10 protein-coding genes are annotated in these 17,744 nt (G+C 47.7%); 3 read left to right on the top strand and 7 right to left on the bottom strand.

What is annotated here, in order from left to right:
* Window positions 1–20 precede the first annotated feature (20 nt).
* From BM021_RS15660 to BM021_RS00140, 3 genes are all read left to right on the top strand, one after another.
* Complete coding sequence (locus tag BM021_RS15660; protein WP_218147780.1) at window positions 21–1,403, top strand: pilus assembly protein; 1,383 nt, start codon at window positions 21–23, stop codon at window positions 1,401–1,403.
* A 137-nt stretch (window positions 1,404–1,540) separates the two neighbouring features.
* Complete coding sequence (locus BM021_RS15655) at window positions 1,541–3,094, top strand: pilus assembly protein (RefSeq protein ID WP_218147779.1); 1,554 nt, start codon at window positions 1,541–1,543, stop codon at window positions 3,092–3,094.
* Window positions 3,095–3,100: 6 nt separating this feature from the next.
* The gene (locus BM021_RS00140) at window positions 3,101–3,700 is read left to right on the top strand and encodes a GspH/FimT family pseudopilin (protein ID WP_090717266.1); all 600 of its coding nucleotides are present in this window, start codon (window positions 3,101–3,103) and stop codon (window positions 3,698–3,700) included.
* A gap of 20 nt (window positions 3,701–3,720) precedes the next feature.
* Here the strand turns inward: BM021_RS00140 and phoU are convergent, their stop codons facing one another.
* The 7 genes from phoU to yaaA all read right to left on the bottom strand — a co-directional run bounded on the left by phoU (window position 3,721) and on the right by yaaA (window position 17,675).
* The gene (gene phoU, locus BM021_RS00135; protein WP_090717263.1) at window positions 3,721–4,428 is read right to left on the bottom strand and encodes a phosphate signaling complex protein PhoU; all 708 of its coding nucleotides are present in this window, start codon (window positions 4,426–4,428) and stop codon (window positions 3,721–3,723) included.
* Between the two features lie 81 nt (window positions 4,429–4,509).
* Window positions 4,510–5,169, bottom strand: coding sequence for a ribose-5-phosphate isomerase RpiA (rpiA, locus tag BM021_RS00130; RefSeq protein WP_090717260.1), 660 nt, complete (start codon window positions 5,167–5,169; stop codon window positions 4,510–4,512).
* A 271-nt stretch (window positions 5,170–5,440) separates the two neighbouring features.
* Window positions 5,441–6,547, bottom strand: coding sequence for a molecular chaperone DnaJ (locus BM021_RS00125; RefSeq protein ID WP_090717258.1), 1,107 nt, complete (start codon window positions 6,545–6,547; stop codon window positions 5,441–5,443).
* Between the two features lie 193 nt (window positions 6,548–6,740).
* Complete coding sequence (locus BM021_RS00120; protein WP_090717256.1) at window positions 6,741–7,088, bottom strand: PRC-barrel domain-containing protein; 348 nt, start codon at window positions 7,086–7,088, stop codon at window positions 6,741–6,743.
* Between the two features lie 155 nt (window positions 7,089–7,243).
* Window positions 7,244–15,919 (bottom strand): glycoside hydrolase family 94 protein, encoded by an 8,676-nt coding sequence (locus BM021_RS00115; protein WP_090717253.1) that lies wholly within the window; start codon window positions 15,917–15,919, stop codon window positions 7,244–7,246.
* A gap of 603 nt (window positions 15,920–16,522) precedes the next feature.
* Window positions 16,523–16,888: a nuclear transport factor 2 family protein gene (locus tag BM021_RS00110; protein ID WP_090717250.1), complete on the bottom strand. Its 366-nt coding sequence runs from the start codon at window positions 16,886–16,888 to the stop codon at window positions 16,523–16,525.
* A gap of 4 nt (window positions 16,889–16,892) precedes the next feature.
* Entirely contained in the window at window positions 16,893–17,675 is a 783-nt protein-coding gene (gene yaaA, locus BM021_RS00105) for a peroxide stress protein YaaA (RefSeq protein ID WP_090717246.1), read from the bottom strand.
* Window positions 17,676–17,744: the final 69 nt, after the last annotated feature.

Genomic DNA, 17,744 nt, shown 5'->3' with positions numbered 1-17,744 from the left:
AAATCTAGGGATTAGGGTCAATGTTTATACACTTAAAGAAATGTTTGCTAATTACCATAATTCTAGCAATTGCCAGCACGATTTCAGCGGCAGAAGATATTGATCTTTTTACTAGCGTTACGTCATCAGATTCCAAAGATGTTCCTAACGTTCTGATCATATTGGATAACACGGCAAATTGGAATAATGCATTTGTGAATGAGATCAATGCGCTGTCTATGGTATTGGGTGATTTGCCCACTGGTGAAATTAGGGTAGGCTTGATGATGTTCAGTGAGACAGGCTCAGGAAATGGTAATCCTGCGGGTGGTTATGTGCGTGCTGCAGTGCGTTTGATGGATACTACCAACAAGCTGATTTATCAGAATCTGGTAAACAGCCTGCATAAGCTTAATGATAAATCAAACGGTGGTAAGCTGGGTTTGACGATGGCAGAAGCCTACTATTATTTTGCAGGTAAGAGTGCATACGCAGGTCATAACAAGGTTGAGCGAGATTATGCCGGTAATACCTCAGGGACTTCAGCATCGAATGCTGTTTATGCACTAGAAGGCAATGCATTGGCGTCTTCCAGTAATACTGACTATGAGAGTCCGGTGAATTCAGGTTGTCAGAAAAATTTTATTATTTATATCAGTAATGGCCCTGTGCAGGATAACAGTTCTGATACTTCAACGGCCAACTCAAAATTGTCTGAGGCAGGAGGAAGCACAGCGCAGATCATGCTTTCTCCCGGTGGTTCTCAATCAGGTGCCGGCGATGAATGGGCGCGTTTTATGGCGACTTCCAGCTATCCTAAAATTAAAACTTATACGATTGATGTAGATCCGAGTAAAACCGGACAAGGGCCTGGATTTACTGCATTATTAAAAAGTATGGCGAAGCAAGGCCAAGGGGGGTATTACGCAGTCGATTCTTCGACTGATAATGGTTCAGAAATTGTACAAGCGCTCAAAAGCGCTCTTTCTGAAATACAAGCCAATAATAGTGTATTTGCTTCCGCGAGCCTTCCAGTCAGTGTTAATACTCAAGGTACTTATCGTAATCAGGTATTTATCGGAATGTTCCGTCCGGATGCTAACTTAAAGCCTCAGTGGATGGGGAATCTCAAGCAATATAAATTTGAAGCGAGTGTGACGAATAATAAAATTAACTTGAATCTTGTAGATGCCGATGATGTTCTGGCAATTAATGCGGATTCTGGTTTCATCACGCCGTGTGCTCGTAGTTTCTGGACTCCCAGTACAGCAAATATGGATACTTACTGGTCATTTTCACCGCAAGGCGCATGCTTAAAAATTGCTAATTCCAATCAATCAAATACTCCGGATGGTGCCATTGTGGAAAAAGGCGCGGCAGGTTTTATGCTAAGGGCCATTGACCCTTCAACACTACAGATTTAAGCAACTTTAATGATGCCAATGCCTCCATTACGCAGACCCAGCTGGGTGTAGCTAATAATACTGAACGTACCAATCTCATCAACTGGATACGCGGTAAGGATATCAAGGACGAAAATATCAACGGCAATACTACCGAAATGAGACCATCAGCGCATGGTGATATTGTGCATTCCCGACCCGTAGCAATCGATTATGGGGGAAGTACAGGAGTGGTCGTGTTTTATGGCGCTAGCGATGGGATGTTACATGCCATCAATGGCAATCAGTCCAACAGTATTGACGCTTATGCTCCCGGTAGTGAGTTATGGTCATTTGTTGCACCAGAGCATTATGGCAGACTCAAGCGCATTTATCACAACAGTCCTGCCATTACATATCCTAGTGTGGGGGATGCAACTGCCAAACCTTACTTTTTTGACGGTCCTATCACAGCTTTTAAAGACAGCGGTACAGTCTGGGTTTTCGCTACACAACGGCGTGGTGGGCGGATGATTTATGCTTTTGATACCAGCACTCCCACGAGTCCAAGTTTGAAATGGCGCCAAGGCTGCCCTAATCTGGCTGATGATACCAATTGCACTTCTTCAGATTTCGTCAGTATCGGTCAGACATGGTCTGCAGCAAAGATTCTGAAAGCATCGGGCTATGTTTCGGGATCTACGCCGTTGCCGATGCTTATTTTAGGTGGTGGATATGACACTTGCGAAGATGGGCAAGGCAGCAGCGATCTGAATACCTGTACCGCACCGAAAGGCAACAGAATTTTTGTGCTGGATGCAAATAATGGATCAATACTCACAACATTATCAACCGATCGCAGTGTAGTAGGGGATATTACTGTGGTGCCTAACACACTTACCGGTCTGGCTGACTATGCCTATGCTGCTGATACAGGCGGAAACGTTTACCATATAACGATTGGTTCTGCCGTGCCTTCAAATTGGACAATCATGAAAATTGCCGCACTGGGATGCGATACAACCGCCTGCCCAGGTGGTGTGGCCAATCGCAAATTCATGTTTGCTCCTGAAGTGGTTGTGGCGCCCAGTTACAATGTGATTTTAATAGGCTCGGGCGATCGCGAACACCCTCTTTTGAGCCATACGACCACCACCAGTGTGAACAATGCGTTTTTCATGATTAAAGACAAACCTTCTGATGCTGCCTGGTGGTCATCAGAGACGGCTAATTGCCAGTCACAGGCTTTGGCGTGTATCACTTCCCTGCTTGCCATAGATCCAGATAGTACGTTGTTGCCAACGGAGGCGCAGCTAGCCTCTAAAAAAGGCTGGTATATGCCTTTTGGCACAGACGGCAGTGGGCATGATAAGGAACAGGTGGTGACTTCGGCTGTTGCCGTATTGGGAGTTGTCACGTTTAGTACCCATACGCCAACACTGCCTGAGAAAAACAGTTGTTACAATCTTGGTGAAGCTCGTGTTTATAACTTGGGATTTATGGACGGCCGTCCTGCAGGTGCTACGAGATATGTGCCAGTAAACGGGGGAGGGCTGCCACCATCACCGGTGGCTGGCATGGTCACTGTGCAGGACTCCGTTACTGGTCAAGATATGACATTACCCTTTTTAATTGGAGGCAGTGGAGTATCTTCTTTAGAAGGATCAGCACCTGAACCGCTTGCGACCCCCGCAAGATATAAAAGCCGGGCTTATTGGTATCTTCAGCAATAAAGTGAAATGATTATTTCGAGTTTAGCGGTTAGCAATAAAAAATTTTCAATTTACGGTGGGGTAACATTGATTGAGTTGCTGGTCGCATTGTCGGTACTTTCTATTTTATTGGCTGTAGGCGTGCCGTCTTTTGGCCAGTTTACTGTGAATACTCGCTTGAATAGCTATACCAATACCCTGTTTTCACATATTTCATTAGCCAGATCGGAAGCGATTAAACGGAATGCGCGTGTTGCAATCTGTAAAAGCGCGGATGGTTCATCATGTGCCAGTTCAGGTGATTGGAGCCAAGGCTGGGTTATATTTGTGGATCTGGACAATAGTGCAAGTATCGGAAGTGGTGAGCAAGTCATTACGACAGCATCTGCTTTGCCAGCCGGCTTTAGTTTTTTTGGAAATTGTAATATCAATAACTATATTTCCTATGATGCACAAGGCATGCCAAAGCTTATCACTGGTGGGTTTCAGTCCGGTACGATTACGATGTGTCCTGCACCACCCGCAGTGACTGGTAATGGGCGTGAGATAAGACTTAGTTCCGCTGGTAGAGTACGTGTGGTTAAAATTACGAGTTGTCCTGTTCCTGTGCCTGAATGTTCTTCTTAGGCAAAATATATAATATCTGCCTATTCTCTAATTTCCTGCTCAATCTGGTCGGCTGTAACATGGCGAACATCTTTGCCTTTAACCATGTAAACCACATACTCAGACATGTTTTTTGCATGATCTCCGATACGTTCAATGGCTTTGGCAACAAATATTATTTCCAGACAAGTGGAAATTTTTCGGGGATCTTCCATCATGAATGTAATCACTTGACGCAAGATGGCACGAAATTCTTCATCCACAAATTCATCCTGGCGCACAATTTGTGCCGACGCATTTAAATCTAACCGGGCAAAAGAATCCAGTGCCTTATGCAGCATATCCATGGCGATGCTTGCCACATGCTTGATTTCATTAAAGCGAGGTATGTGCATACGATCTGATGCATAGATCAACTTCGCCATTCGTGCAATTTTTGCAGCTTCATCACCGATGCGTTCCAGGTCTGTAATGGTTTTTATTACCATCATGATCATGCGTAAGTCGCTGGCAGTGGGTTGTCTGCGCGCAATGATCTGGCTACAGATTTCGTCGATAGAAACTTCCATTGCATTGACACGATGATCACGCGTAATGACTTGATCAATTAACTCTTCATTGCCACTCGTTAGAGCCTCGATGGCATACTCGATTTGTTCTTCAACAAAACCACCCATCTGCAAAACACGTGTACGCACTTCTTCAAGATCAGCGTCGAACTGCTTGGAAATATGTTCTTTGTTTACCATGGCATGCTTATTATCGATAGGGAAGTAGATTATGCGTCGGAGTTCCTTAATGCTAGGTGCTAAGGCTGGTGAGCATTATAATCAAACAGTAACTGTTCTTACGCCATGATCAGTACCCAGTAATAAAGTATCTGCTGGGCGCCGGGCAAAAAGACCATTCGTAACAACACCCGCGATTTGATTAAGCGTTGTTTCCAGTTCAACTGGATTCATAATTTGCAAGCCGTGCACATCAAGAATAACATTCCCATTATCTGTAGTGAAACCTTGGCGCAGAGCCGGATGCCCGCCTAGTAATACGATTTCTCGTGCCACGTAGCTGCGCGCCATTGGGATCACCTCAACAGGCAATGGAAAATTGCCAAGAATATTTACCAGCTTGCTTTGATCGGTAATGCAGATAAATTTCCGTGCAACTGCGGCAACGATTTTTTCCCGAGTTAAAGCGCCACCACCGCCTTTGATCATGTGCAGATGCTCGGTAATCTCATCCGCGCCATCGACATATACCGGAAGATCGGCGACATTATTGAGATCGAGCACTTCAATGCCATGACTTGCAAGGCGCTGCGCGGTTGCTTCCGAACTGGCAACTGCGCCTTCGATTTTATGTTTGATTTTGGCGAGTTCATCAATGAAATAATTGGCAGTAGAGCCTGTACCCACTCCAACAATACAACCAACCGGAATATACTGAATTGCAGCCGCTGCAACTGCGCGTTTTTGTTCGTCTTGTGTCATATGTCTTATTATATTATTGATAAAAATTAATATTGCTTATCAGGATAGCGCTATCTGCTAATTTAAACAATGCTTCCAATCACCGGATATAAAATTTGTAGGGTTCGAGAAAAAAATATATGAATTATTATAGTAATAGTCTGGCAAGATTAAATCTGGGTGATATTGAATGAAAAGCAATTTTTGCATAGCGGTATGAAAGTATATGCTAACCTATTTCTGACTCGAATATTTCGCTAGCAAGTGAAGATTGGGTCAGCGCTGGGAGTGATCAGAAAAACGGATTAAACTCAGATTCAGGAATCCGGTAGCCTTTGAGCCACAACTTGAACTGTTTAACATCGTTGAACAGCATCAAATCATGCTGAATACGACTAATTTGATTCTGTAACCTGTGGATATCTTCATGCAACAAAGCAAACAACCGCTTAGGCGATAATCGCTCATATGGTGCAAGCGCAATCATTTTCCTGATGCTCTGTTCCGTCTGCATCACTTCTTGTTGAAGCTCTTCCAATTGACTTTGCAAGATTTTGTTGTAATGCTTCAGTAAGTCATCGGCAATGTTGTTAATTTTGTTCTGGTCAATTTGTTTGACGCTCAATTGCAATTCCAGCAGTTGCAGCAGATCTTTCTTTCCATAAGCTACCGTTACTCTCTGTATCAAGCCGGTTTTGCGTTCGCGTTCTACTGGATCCGGCTCACGGTCAGGATGTAAAGCGCCTACCAATTGCCGGTAAACTGCTTGAATCGATTTGCTGATGTTGGCTTCTTCTTCCTGCTTGCGAGCTTCCTCTGCCAATTTTTTGGCGGATTTCTTACGTTTGCGGCGGGATTCTTGAGCCTGTTGCTCCTGCATTTTTTCCACCAAACGTGCTGACGTTCCTTCAGGATCAGAAAAATCAAATTCCTCATCATCCAATTCAACGCCGAACTCCTGCTCGAACATGGACTTCAGTAATTCACTGGCTATCTCATTCCTTTCCAGAGCTACATCATCGTAATTTTGCCCGCTGTAATAATCATGCAGCGATTTCAAATCCTCACGTCCGTGCTGGCTGATCAACTCTTCACATATACTGCTGATCAGATAGGCTATCTTATCCTGCTGCTCATGGGTGAACTTCTGTGTTGTGTACAAAGTATCCAGCATCACCACTATCTCAGCTTGATGTTCGCAGAATATATCGCGCAATGGGAGCAGTTTTCTGGCAATTTCCTGCTGAAATTGTGGGATTGTTTCCTGCCATGTAACCAATAGTTTTTTCTGGGCATTGATCTTATGAATCAAGCCATTAAATTTTCTCTGTGCAGGTGAAAGAGATGCCTGCTGCTGGCTTTCCTCGATACGGACGACTTTGATTTTTGAACGCGACATCACACAAAAGAAGAAATAAGTACAAAGTGCTACATTTTTTATTATAGTTAATTAATGAGAGAGCGAGTAAGTGAATTCCATAAATTTGGAATCTTTGATGAATTTTGGCTAGAACAAGCGTGTTTATGCTTTCTCATACAACCAATCTTCGTCCAGTGGGATTATTTGTTCTGTCGCACCATAATAAGGATATTCAAAAACACGTCGTAATATCTGGCCAGTTATTTTTGTCAAATCCCTGCATATAGTTAAGCCGGTCTTTATCCATATTGAGTACAAAATGTTTTTTTTCTGCATCGAGCTTCAATGCGCTCCAGGGCACTCCAAATAGTTTATTTCCTATTCCGAAAATACCGCCAAAGGAGAGAATCGCGTAACGCACTTTGCCATTGGCTGGATCCAGCATAATTTCTTTAATATTGCCCAAGTCTTCGCCATTTTGATTACAAATTCCATTTCCAATCAATTTACCAGCTCCCGTCAGGCGTATATCAAACTCGTGATGACTGTAAACACTTTTCTCGTTATTTTCATCTTTCATATCAAACTCCGTCAAAAAATTGGCAAAGAATTTTTAATTTCTTGGGATTAAACTTCGCGCCTAAAACTACAGAAGATTTTCGCTACTTTAAATAATGATATCTATGAAATTAGATAAAATCTGTTCGTTAGTTAACTTATTGGAACAGAGAAGAGCTAGCTCAAACTTACCTCCACATGATGCTCTCTATGGTCGTTTGCCAGAGGAATTATGCCTTGTGGTCGTCCTGTTTCATTAATACCAACTCTTGTGATGGGAGTGCCATCCACTATTACCCGGATCTGTTTTTCTCCATTGCCTTTCACGGTGATGTGATAAAAAGTCTCGTAAAAGCGATAACGGATGTTGTACGATTCCCAATGAGGCGGCATGCATGGCGTGATGCGCAACTGGTCTACCTCCAATTGCAAGCCGAGTAGAGTTTCTACAATCAGGCGATACATCCAACCTGCTGCTCCCGTGTACCAGGTCCAGCCACCTCGGCCGATATGGGGTGACGCCCCATAAATATCCGCACACATGACGTACGGTTCGACTTTATAACGTTCAATTTCGGCAGGTGTACGACCATGATTAATGGGATTGAGCATGGTGAATAATTCCCATGCATGTTCACGGTTACCTAACATGGCAAATGCCATGGTGGACCAAACCGCGGCATGCGTATATTGACCGCCATTTTCACGGGTGCCGGGTACATAGCCTTTGATATACCCGGGTTCAAGCTCTGATTGATCAAAGGGAGGGTCGAATAGCTGGATCAATTGCGCATCACGCCGAACCAGGCGTTGATCTACAGCAGCCATCGCTTGGCGTGAGCGTATTGGATCGCCGCCACCAGAAATCACGGCCCAGCTTTGACTGATCGAATCAATTTGACATTCATCATTGACGGATGAACCCAAGGGAGTGCCATCATCGAAATAGGCTCGTCGATACCAGTGACCATCCCAAGCATTGATTTCAATATTGTCGCGCAATTGCTTTGCCTGCTTCATGCAGACTTCTGCAAAAGCTTGGTCTTCTCGGCTTTGCGCCAAGTCGGCAAATAAGCACAGGTTCGCATATAAGAACCACGCTACCCAAACGCTTTCGCCCTTACCGTTACGACCAACAAGATTCATGCCATCGTTCCAATCACCGCAACCCATCAGTGGCAATTGATGTTCGCCAAAGCGTAAACCGTGTTCAATGGCGCGCTTGCAATGCTCATACAGGCTGGCCGCCTCTATCGAACGCTGTGGTTGGTCATAGTAGGCCTCTTCTTCTGGATACAATTCGCGGCCTTCCAGGAAATGGATCAGCTCGTCGAGTACACCAATATCACCAATTGCCCGTACATAATGACAGGTTGCATATGGTAACCACAGATAGTCATCAGAGAAATGTGTGCGTACACCTTGGCCACTGGGAGGATGCCACCAATGCTGCACGTCCCCTTGTAGAAACTGCCGTCCAGCGCAACGTATGAGCTGTTCACGGGCGAGCCACGGCGCCGTATGGATGAGTGCCATGGTGTCTTGCAATTGATCCCGGAAGCCATAGGCGCCACCTGACTGATAGTATCCGCTACGGCCCCATAGCCGGCAGGATAAGGTTTGGTAGATTAGCCAGCCATTAGCCAAAATATTCAGACCGGGATCAGGCGTTTCAACATGCACTGTACCCAAAACATGATTCCAGTATTCTCCTACAGCCTCTAATGCCTGCCGAGCACCTGCGAGCCCGCCGTATTGCTGGATGAGCTGCTGTGCTTCATCAGCACTATATGCTGCTCCGAGTATAAATACGATTTCACGCTCTTGTCCCGCGGCCAGCTCGATTTGGGTCTGGATCGCGGCGCATGGATCAAGCCCCGCGCCCGTCTTGCCTGACAAGCGCTTGCGGCGCATGGCTGCAGGGCTGGCCAACGAGCCGTTACGACCAATGAACTCAGTCCGATTACCGGTTACTGAGCGCTCCTGTTCGCTGACATTGACAAAAACGATTCGCTTGGCGAATTCGCGACCGTAAGCGTTGCGAGTAAACAGTGCTCGGCTATGCGGATCTATTTCAGTGACGATGTGCATCAGATTAGTATGCCGCCATTCCCCGAGCACCCATTCCCAGTAACCAGTCAGCGACAACTGCCGTGAGCGTTTCGAATGGTTATGCAGCTTGATAACCACGAGCTTCACTGATGCATCGATGGCAACATAAGTGCGCAATTCCGATGAGATACCGGTCTGGTAATACTCGAATACGCTGTACCCAAATCCATGCCGGCATACGTAGCCGGATTGACCTCTGGCCGGCAAGGGTGTGGGTGACCAGAATGCGCCCGTTTCTTCATCGCGGATGTAGAATGTCTCGCCGCTGCTGTCGCTAAGCGGATCATTCTGCCAAGGCGTCAAGCGAAATTCATGGGCATTTTCCACCCAGGTATACGCTCCACCGCATTCACTGATCACCGTGCCGATGTATGGGCTGGCGATTACATTGACCCATGGTGCAGGTGTGGTTTTGCCTGGTTCCAGAGTGATCACATACTCGCGCCCATCGGGTGTGAAACCTCCCATACTGTTGTAGAAAATGCGTTCCCGCGTCAGTAAGGGGCTGACTGATTCAGAGGCCGGCAGTAATACAGGTTCCAGAAGATCCGAGACGCGCTCAGCCGATACGCGGCGTTCCAATGGCTCGATTAATGTTTCCGTCGTATCGCTGAACACAATACGAGCGACCGTCTGGAGTAAGACTCGCTCATCTTCAGTCAATTCTTCCGTACGCCGCACAAAAACACCGCCTGATTTCTCGATAAGTTGAGCGTCAGTTCCCGCGTTGATCAATCCGATGATCTGATCGTGCAAAACGGCGCGATACCCTGAGAAATCTTCATTCATGATCACCAAATCGACAATCAGTCCCTTCAGCCGCCAATAGGCGTGCGCCTGCAGCACTTGTTTTACCAGATCAATACGATCCAGCTTGCCGATGCGTAGCAATACAATCGGCAGATCCCCCGAGATAGCAAAGCGCCACAATCCGGATTGACCCAGCTGATTGCGCGCGATGACATCTGGAGCAGTACGCCGTAAGGCATTGCTGTAAATGACGGAGCTGGCAAGGCGGCCATAGATCTGAGCATCGGCTTCGGTAACGTTGAGGTGGTGCAGTACTTCCTGGCTTTGAAACCATGCCATCTCAAAAGCACGATCGACGAAGTGACGATCACAGTAATTCTCCAGCAACGCCAGGACTGCCTCGCGCGTACTCGCCACACCGGAGATAATCTGCACGATGGCCGACTCATCCGGCGATAAGGTAATAGTACGGCGGATTGCCATGATCGGATCAAGTACCGAGCCATCCGTATTCGACAAGTCTGGTGAATGCTCAGTATCGAACACCACAGGATTGGCTGGTGTTCGTCCTCGTCCGATAAATTGTGCACGATCCGTCTCATAAGACGTCTCATCAATGACTGCACCTGGTGCTGCTATCAAGTGGAACATCCAGGGTATTTGTTCTCCTGGAGTGCGGGGCCGCCGCGTGCAGAGGATCGCTTGCCGATCGTGGATAATTTCCGTTTGTACGAACAGGTTGCTGAAAGCGCGATGCGCCAGATCGAAATTCAACGGCGCCAGCACCACTTCCGCATAACTCGTTATCTCGATATGGCGGATACGGGAAGACTGGTTAGTGAGCGTAACACGGCGGATCTCGACGTCGTCTTCCGGTGAAACGCTGATCTCCGTGTGTGTTTCAATCGCATGGTCGCGGCGACGGTATTCTGCTCGTGCCTGCACAAAAATTGCTTCGTAGTGATCTGCTTTTCGTAACGTGGGATGATGTGCAGTAGACCAGTAGTGACCAGAGTCGCGGTCACGCAAGTAAATGAAAGTGCCCCAGCTATCGGAAGTGGCATCCTCGCGCCAGCGGGTAATGGCCAAATCACGCCAACGGCTATAACCACCGCCGGCATGGGTTGCCATCACGTGGTACCGTCCATTGGATAACAGATGTACTTCCGGTATCAGCGTGTTCGGGTTGGTGAATACGCGCATGATCGTGCCGGCTTCGGCGCCTGCCGGGCGCGCGGCAGCGCTTACTTCCGCCGCATGAGGATGTAATGTAGGCCCCTTCTTCGGTATACGCTCCTGCAATAATAATTCGGTTGCCTGAGCCAGCGGATCTGACATAAAACGGCGCTGCATCGGACGGTTAAGTAATACATGCGCAAAAGCCAGCAGGCTCATACCCTGATGATGTGCCATAAAAGTGCGCACAATGACACGAGTCTTGCCGCGCGGCACACGTGCAGGTGTGTAATCGACTGCTTCGTAGAATCCATAGGCTCCAAGCACACCGGTAGCAGCTAGTATTTGCAAATTGCTGCAAGCTTCGTGCGGCATGACTGTCAATGCCAACGCGCTGGCATAGGGAGCGATGACCAGATCATCTCCCAATCCTCGTTTGAAGCCGAACCCAGGTACGCCGAATGCGCGATATTGATAGATTTGGTGCGCATCCGTGGTGTTATAGCAGGATTCAGAAATTCCCCACGGTACATCGCGTTGCCGACCATATTCAATCTGACGCGATACTGCCGCCTTGCAGGTTTGCTCCAGTAAGGTATTTTCATAGCTCGGCATGATCAAGCGCGGCATCAGATATTCGAACATTGAACCGCTCCATGAAATCAGACTGATATTTTTATCATGGCTGGTTAGTAAGCGGCCAAGCGCAAACCAATGTTTCTGCGGAATCTGTCCTTGCGCGATAAGTAGAAAACTAGCCAGCCGCGCTTCGGATGCCAGCAGATCATAGCAGGCTTGATCACGGCGACGTTCGCCGACATCGTAGCCAATGGCCAATAAATCGCGCGAGGTATCGTAGAGAAACTCAAAATCCATGACTGCAAGTTTGCGGCAACGATCTGACAAGGTATCGATGACTCTGATTCGCTCTAGCGCACCTTGGGCGACATCTGCCGGCAGTGGTGTTTCTCTATTCGTAGTGCTGTCTGCGGCCAGCTGCGCTAATGTTGGAATCGTGTTGCAGGATTGCGGCTCAGGTACCAGATCGCGAAGATCCTGCTGCAGTGCACTGATTTGCTGATCAAGCGCCTGTGCCCAGTAATACAATTCACTCTCGATATTGATACTGGCAGGCAGCCGCGCAACTATATCCTTGCTCATACGGCGCATCTCATTGAGCCAGCTATCAGCCACCGCCAATGTCTGAGGTGGTCCGGTGAAGAGACGTGCATGGAGATGATCCTCGAGAGCTTTGATTTTCTTTGAAAGATCCCCGCTAGATGATTCCGATACCTGTTCGGAAAGCACTCGTATGGTATCTTGCAATCCTTGGAATGTATTGACTGATAGAATCGGTTGATCCTTCAATTCGGCCAATCCCGCTTGCAAGGTGAGCAAGCTACCGACAAGATTGCCGCTGTCTACTGAGGAGACATATTGCGGATGCAGAGGTTTCAGCGTACGGGTGTCATACCAGTTGTAAAAATGGCCGAGGTGGCGTTCCATTTTTTCCATGGTTTCTAAGGTATTCTGGCTCAACCGTAGTAATTCGCCGGCAGGGATATAACCAAAATCGTATGCAGCCAGATTAGCCAGTAACGACATGCCGATATTGGTGGGAGAAGTGCGTGTGGCGAGGATTTTAGCCGGATACTCCTGAAAATTATCGGGTGGCAGCCAATGATCTTGTGGACCAACAAATTGCGCAAAGTAACGCCATGTTTGCCGGGCGGCCATATGCAGAAACACACGCTGATCGATAGTGAGTGCGGGGGCTGGGGACACCAGTGGCTTGCTGATCCACCAGGCGACTAAGGGTAACAAGAACCAAGCCAGCAAAACAGGGGCATAAAAAAGAAATTCCGCTGACCGGCTGCTCTGCAATGCCAAGCCCATCACTATTGCCGATGCGGGGCCGATCCACATCTCCTTGGTAAAATCAGCCAATGTACTACACTTATTGCGGTGCGCATAGGAAGGTAAATGCCACAACATTAAACCTCTCCGCGTGAACTGCATACGTAATCCTGAGCTCAGAATCGCGCCCAGGCTGATCAGCGTGTCGTAGGGCAACATGATCAACGTTAACAAAGCAAGTGCAAGAGGGCGGCCGGTAGATTTGCTGGTTAAATTCGCGTGTACCAGCCAATCTCGTTCATCCGGTTTACGAATGAATTCGATCGTGGTTCTCAGCAGAATAGGCAGGAACAGCACGCCTGCGACGAGCAGGAACCAGAACCATGCCGGTTCTGGACCGAATAACCAGCCCCCTGCCAGCAAGGCTAGTAGTGATACAGGCACAAGACTGCGTCGCAGGTTGTCAAATATTTTCCAAATGGATAGGGCGCTGAGCGGGTTGGGTTGCCGCTTTGCTTTTAGTCCATTCGAGTCTGGTCCGGGCACGGAGGGAAGCAGCCAACTGATCAATTGCCAGTCGCCGCGTATCCATCGGTGCTGCCGGCTGGCCTCTATGGCATAGCTGGCAGGATGCTCTTCAATAAGATCGACATCGGTTACCAATGCCGAACGCGCATATCCGCCTTCCAGCAAGTCATGACTGAGAATCAGGTTCTCTGGAAAACGTCCATCGACGGCCTGCCGAAAGGCATTCACATCGTAAATACCTTTACCGATGAACGATCCTTCACCGAAAATATCCTGGTAAACATCGGATATCTCGCGTGAATAGGGATCAATGCCTGACTCACCCGCGAATAATTTGGTAAACCGCGACTGGGTGGCGCTGGTCAGGCTAATCGAAACGCGCGGTTGCAGGATCGCATAACCTGCAACCACGCGACCTCGCTTAGCATCGTATACTGGTCGGTTGAGCGTATGAGCGAGGTTACCAATCAAGGTATGCGCTGCATCGCGGGGAAGTTGTGTATCGGTATCCAGCGTAATGACATATTGGATCGATTCAAGAATGGATATGTCTCCGATGATATCTGAGAATGCCGTTTTCGGGCCACCGCGCAGCAAAGCGTTGAATTGCTCCAGTTTGCCGCGCTTGCGTTCATACCCCATCCATACCTGCTCGTGCGCGTTCCATACCCGTGGCCGATGAAGCCAATAAAAAATACATGGCCGGTCGTCGCGGTAAGTAGCATTGAGTTCCTCGATCGCAGCACGGGCATAGGTAAGCAGAGCGTCATCTTCCGGTTGTGTACGTTCCGGCGCATCACGAAAATCCGTCAGCAAGGCGAAGAACAGATTGGGGTCGCGATTGCCGAGATAGCGGATCTCCAGAGCCTCCAGAAGATGATCAATCTCCTGAGGTTTGCTGACTAAAGTAGGTACGACTACAATGGTGCGATGAACTGCAGGGATGCCGTGAGAGAAATCCAGTCGAGGCAATGTGCGCGGTGGTAAAACCAGTGTGGCCAGCAGATTTACCAGCGAAACTGCAAGTGCTGAAGCACTGATCATGCCAGTCATCAAAAAAAACCAATAGCGCCAATCTTGCGGCCCGAGATCATCGATTGAAAAAAATATGACTGAAGTCGCCAATGCGGTGAACAGAAAAATGAGGCCAAGATAAAGGAATAAACTACAATGCTGGCTCGCGCGGCAGATTCGACTTTTCCACGATAATCGGAAGCCGACTGCGCGTTCCAATATTGGCCGACCCAGATCGATCAGATAGTATCCAACATGTGCGGTGCGATCATCAATACCCGATCGTTCTGCGGCAGCCTGTGCCAGTGTAATGGCTTCACGAGCCACTGCCGGTTCACCATGGGAGTGGCTGTCTCTCGCGATCTCTTCGACAATACGCCGATAGCGATCGCGGGTAGCAAAATCCTGGCGGCTGTGCAATCCTGCTGGGTCTTCACGTAATGTCGCTTCGAGGATACTGAGTGTTTCGACACAATCCCGCCAGTCCAGCGTGCCGATAAGTCTTAGACTGCCGATACTGTTGGCGATGGAAATCTGATTCATTGCAGCGATCCGGCCGGCTGCTTCTGATAGCTGGGCTGCGGTGGCCCCTTGCTCTGAAAGCTTCTGCTCGATCCAGGTAATTACGAAAGCCATCGCCGACTCTTGCGTTTGCAGTCGAGCATAAAATTCCTCGACAAATGGTGCGGTCAAGGGCACATCGGCACTGGCAAACTCGGCCAATAACTGAATAAGCTGTTTCGGTTCTCTTTCAGCAGCTGTCAGCATACGATCCGCCCAGTTGATAGCCTCATTAAATTCCTGGCGCCGACGCGCGATACGCAAGGCGACCCGGCGAAGATTTTCTAATAAGGCGAGTTGCAACATGATCGGAAACGCCCACAATTCACCCAGCTTTAACGGTTCAACAGTTTGAAATGCGCCGATGAATTGCAGAATGTTTTCCTTGTCGATGCGGCCATCCATATGGGAGATCAGCTGCAATGCCAAATCATAGACACGGGGAAAACCTACGGATGGCCCTTCAATCAATCGTGGTAGCTGACGGCTGAATCCACGAGGCAAATTTCGTTTTGCCTGACTGATTTGCTGTTCAATGAGATAAAAGTTATCGAGCAGCCAGGCTTCTGCCGGGACAATTCGCTGTCCCGGCGTGGTTGTGGTAGCTACGAGATCATACACCACCAGCAGAACGCGTTCGTTATCTGCTAGCCGTGGCAATAACTGATCCGGTCCCGGTTGAGAATCGATCTTGTACTGACTCGCGAGTATCGCTCCATGACGTTTTAATTGCTCCATGCTGAACAACTCGGCGCGCAATAATTCCGTATCGCGGTCATTATGGAGCGTATTCAGTGCCCGGGCTGAAAATTCGAAGTCTTCGATGCTGATAACATTCTCCTCATTCGAACTCATGGTAACTGGCTAGCACAGGCACATGCCTGTATTTGCCAAATACTTACCACATGGTGTTAAACACTAACCAGTTATCTGCCGATTTAAGGCCTTTCCTGCACTATTTGAGGAGTCACTGAGGTGCCAGCATAAAGTGAACAGTGTATTAGAAATATTTCTCGCTGGAGCTCAAGGCCGAAACTCTAGAACTTGCCTATATCCACAGCATGCACGCTTTCACTCGCTTAATGGGCGGTGTTAGAGGCGGCGGATTCATTAATAAACTGCAACAATTAATGTTTCGCTCTGTCAGACGACGATGTTTAAAATTAATTTTTGTACTCAACTGCCTAAGAGGATGAATAGACCAGTTCAGTTCGAGCGAATCGGGATTAGTCACGCAAATTATATTGACCAGGATGTGCATCGTATGTGCGTTAACGTACAGATAATTAGGGAAACGCTGATTAATTGACTGCACGGGCGAATCGCTTCGTTGCGCGGTCCTCGCTTCCTCGTCTATCTGATTTGATATGTCTCGGTTGCTGCGTTCCGTGCGCCTCGCGCTTCATCACGTTCGCCGAATTAGAATTAGTCAGCGTTTCCTTGGAAGTCTTGCTCTGATCAGGTAATCGGTTTATCAACAGTGATATCTTTTATCTTGCCGTCCGAATTAAAATAGATGCGCTCCAGTCCGTGCCGTTTCACCCGTTCACCGGAAGATGCGTCTATTCCGGTCATTACAAACGCAAACTCTACGCCATCGCCTTCAATGCAATGATATTCCATGACTTCCCAATGGGCATCAGGAAAGCGGGTGAAAAAGTCGGCCATCATGACCAATATCGCTGCTCTGCCTTGAAATTCGCCAAAGTAAGCAGAATGGTAGGTAGCGTCATCAACGAACAGGAATTTGATACGCTGAAGATTGTGTTCATTGGACAAGGTCACGTAATGCTTGGCTAGTTCGATCAATTCCCTTTTATTCATGGGATTATGCTCGCTTAGATCCTGAACGCGTAAAAATCCATTCATCCTTGCCGCTCGCTTCTTCGCTGAATTGATAGCCTGCCACATCAAAGCGCTTGATGTCTTCTGGATTTGAAAGCCTGCTTTGAATGATGTAGCGACTCATTAAGCCACGCGCCTTTTTGGCGAAGAAACTGATGATCTTGTATACGCCATTTTTCTCGTCTTTGAATACCGGCGTAATGATACGAGCATTGAGTTTGTCGGCTTGGATGGATTGAAAATATTCATTGGAAGCCAAGTTGATCAGAATATCCGTTTTTTGTTTTTTCAGATCCTGATTGAGCGCTTGCGTGATTTTGTCTCCCCAGAATTCATACAGATTATTGCCGCGCGAGTTCTTGAACTGGGTGCCCATTTCTAGGCGATAGGGCTGTATCAGATCCAGTGGGCGCAAGATACCATACAAGCCGGACAAGATGCGCAGATGATTCTGGACAAAAGTTAATTCTGCAGTGCTCATGGTATCTGCGTCCAGACCGGTGTAGACATCCCCTTTGAAAGCGAGCACTGCCTGCTTGGCATTATCCATATTAAACGGACGCTTCCAAGCGTAATAGCGGTTTGAATTCAGAAGCGCCAGCTTAGGACTGATCGACATCAATTGGCCGATTTGATCTGGCTCCAGTTTTCTGAGTTCATCGATCAGTTGTGCCGAATCATCGAGGAAATCAGGTTGGGTATGTACTTGGGTGATGGCTGGCGTTTCAAAATCCAGAGTTTTTGCCGGGGAAATAACAATAATCATGCATTCTTATCCTGAAATATTGAAAATACTATCAGATTTAATGATTGAACCATGGGTGATGCTGGTTTT

The organism is Nitrosomonas sp. Nm166, assembly GCF_900112825.1.
Classification (GTDB): domain Bacteria; phylum Pseudomonadota; class Gammaproteobacteria; order Burkholderiales; family Nitrosomonadaceae; genus Nitrosomonas.
The sequence above is the reverse complement of the archived record's forward strand: the minus strand, read 5'-3'. Positions and strand labels throughout refer to the sequence as shown.

What these genes read in the sequence shown, in the direction of transcription:
- BM021_RS15660 (WP_218147780.1), top strand. Translation starts at nt 21, where the DNA reads ATGTTTATACACTTAAAGAAATGTTTGCTAATTACCATAATTCTAGCA.
- BM021_RS15655 (WP_218147779.1), top strand. Translation starts at nt 1,541, where the DNA reads ATGAGACCATCAGCGCATGGTGATATTGTGCATTCCCGACCCGTAGCA.
- BM021_RS00140 (WP_090717266.1), top strand. Translation starts at nt 3,101, where the DNA reads ATGATTATTTCGAGTTTAGCGGTTAGCAATAAAAAATTTTCAATTTAC.
- phoU (WP_090717263.1), bottom strand. Translation starts at nt 4,428, where the DNA reads ATGGTAAACAAAGAACATATTTCCAAGCAGTTCGACGCTGATCTTGAA.
- rpiA (WP_090717260.1), bottom strand. Translation starts at nt 5,169, where the DNA reads ATGACACAAGACGAACAAAAACGCGCAGTTGCAGCGGCTGCAATTCAG.
- BM021_RS00125 (WP_090717258.1), bottom strand. Translation starts at nt 6,547, where the DNA reads ATGTCGCGTTCAAAAATCAAAGTCGTCCGTATCGAGGAAAGCCAGCAG.
- BM021_RS00120 (WP_090717256.1), bottom strand. Translation starts at nt 7,088, where the DNA reads ATGAAAGATGAAAATAACGAGAAAAGTGTTTACAGTCATCACGAGTTT.
- BM021_RS00115 (WP_090717253.1), bottom strand. Translation starts at nt 15,919, where the DNA reads ATGAGTTCGAATGAGGAGAATGTTATCAGCATCGAAGACTTCGAATTT.
- BM021_RS00110 (WP_090717250.1), bottom strand. Translation starts at nt 16,888, where the DNA reads ATGAATAAAAGGGAATTGATCGAACTAGCCAAGCATTACGTGACCTTG.
- yaaA (WP_090717246.1), bottom strand. Translation starts at nt 17,675, where the DNA reads ATGATTATTGTTATTTCCCCGGCAAAAACTCTGGATTTTGAAACGCCA.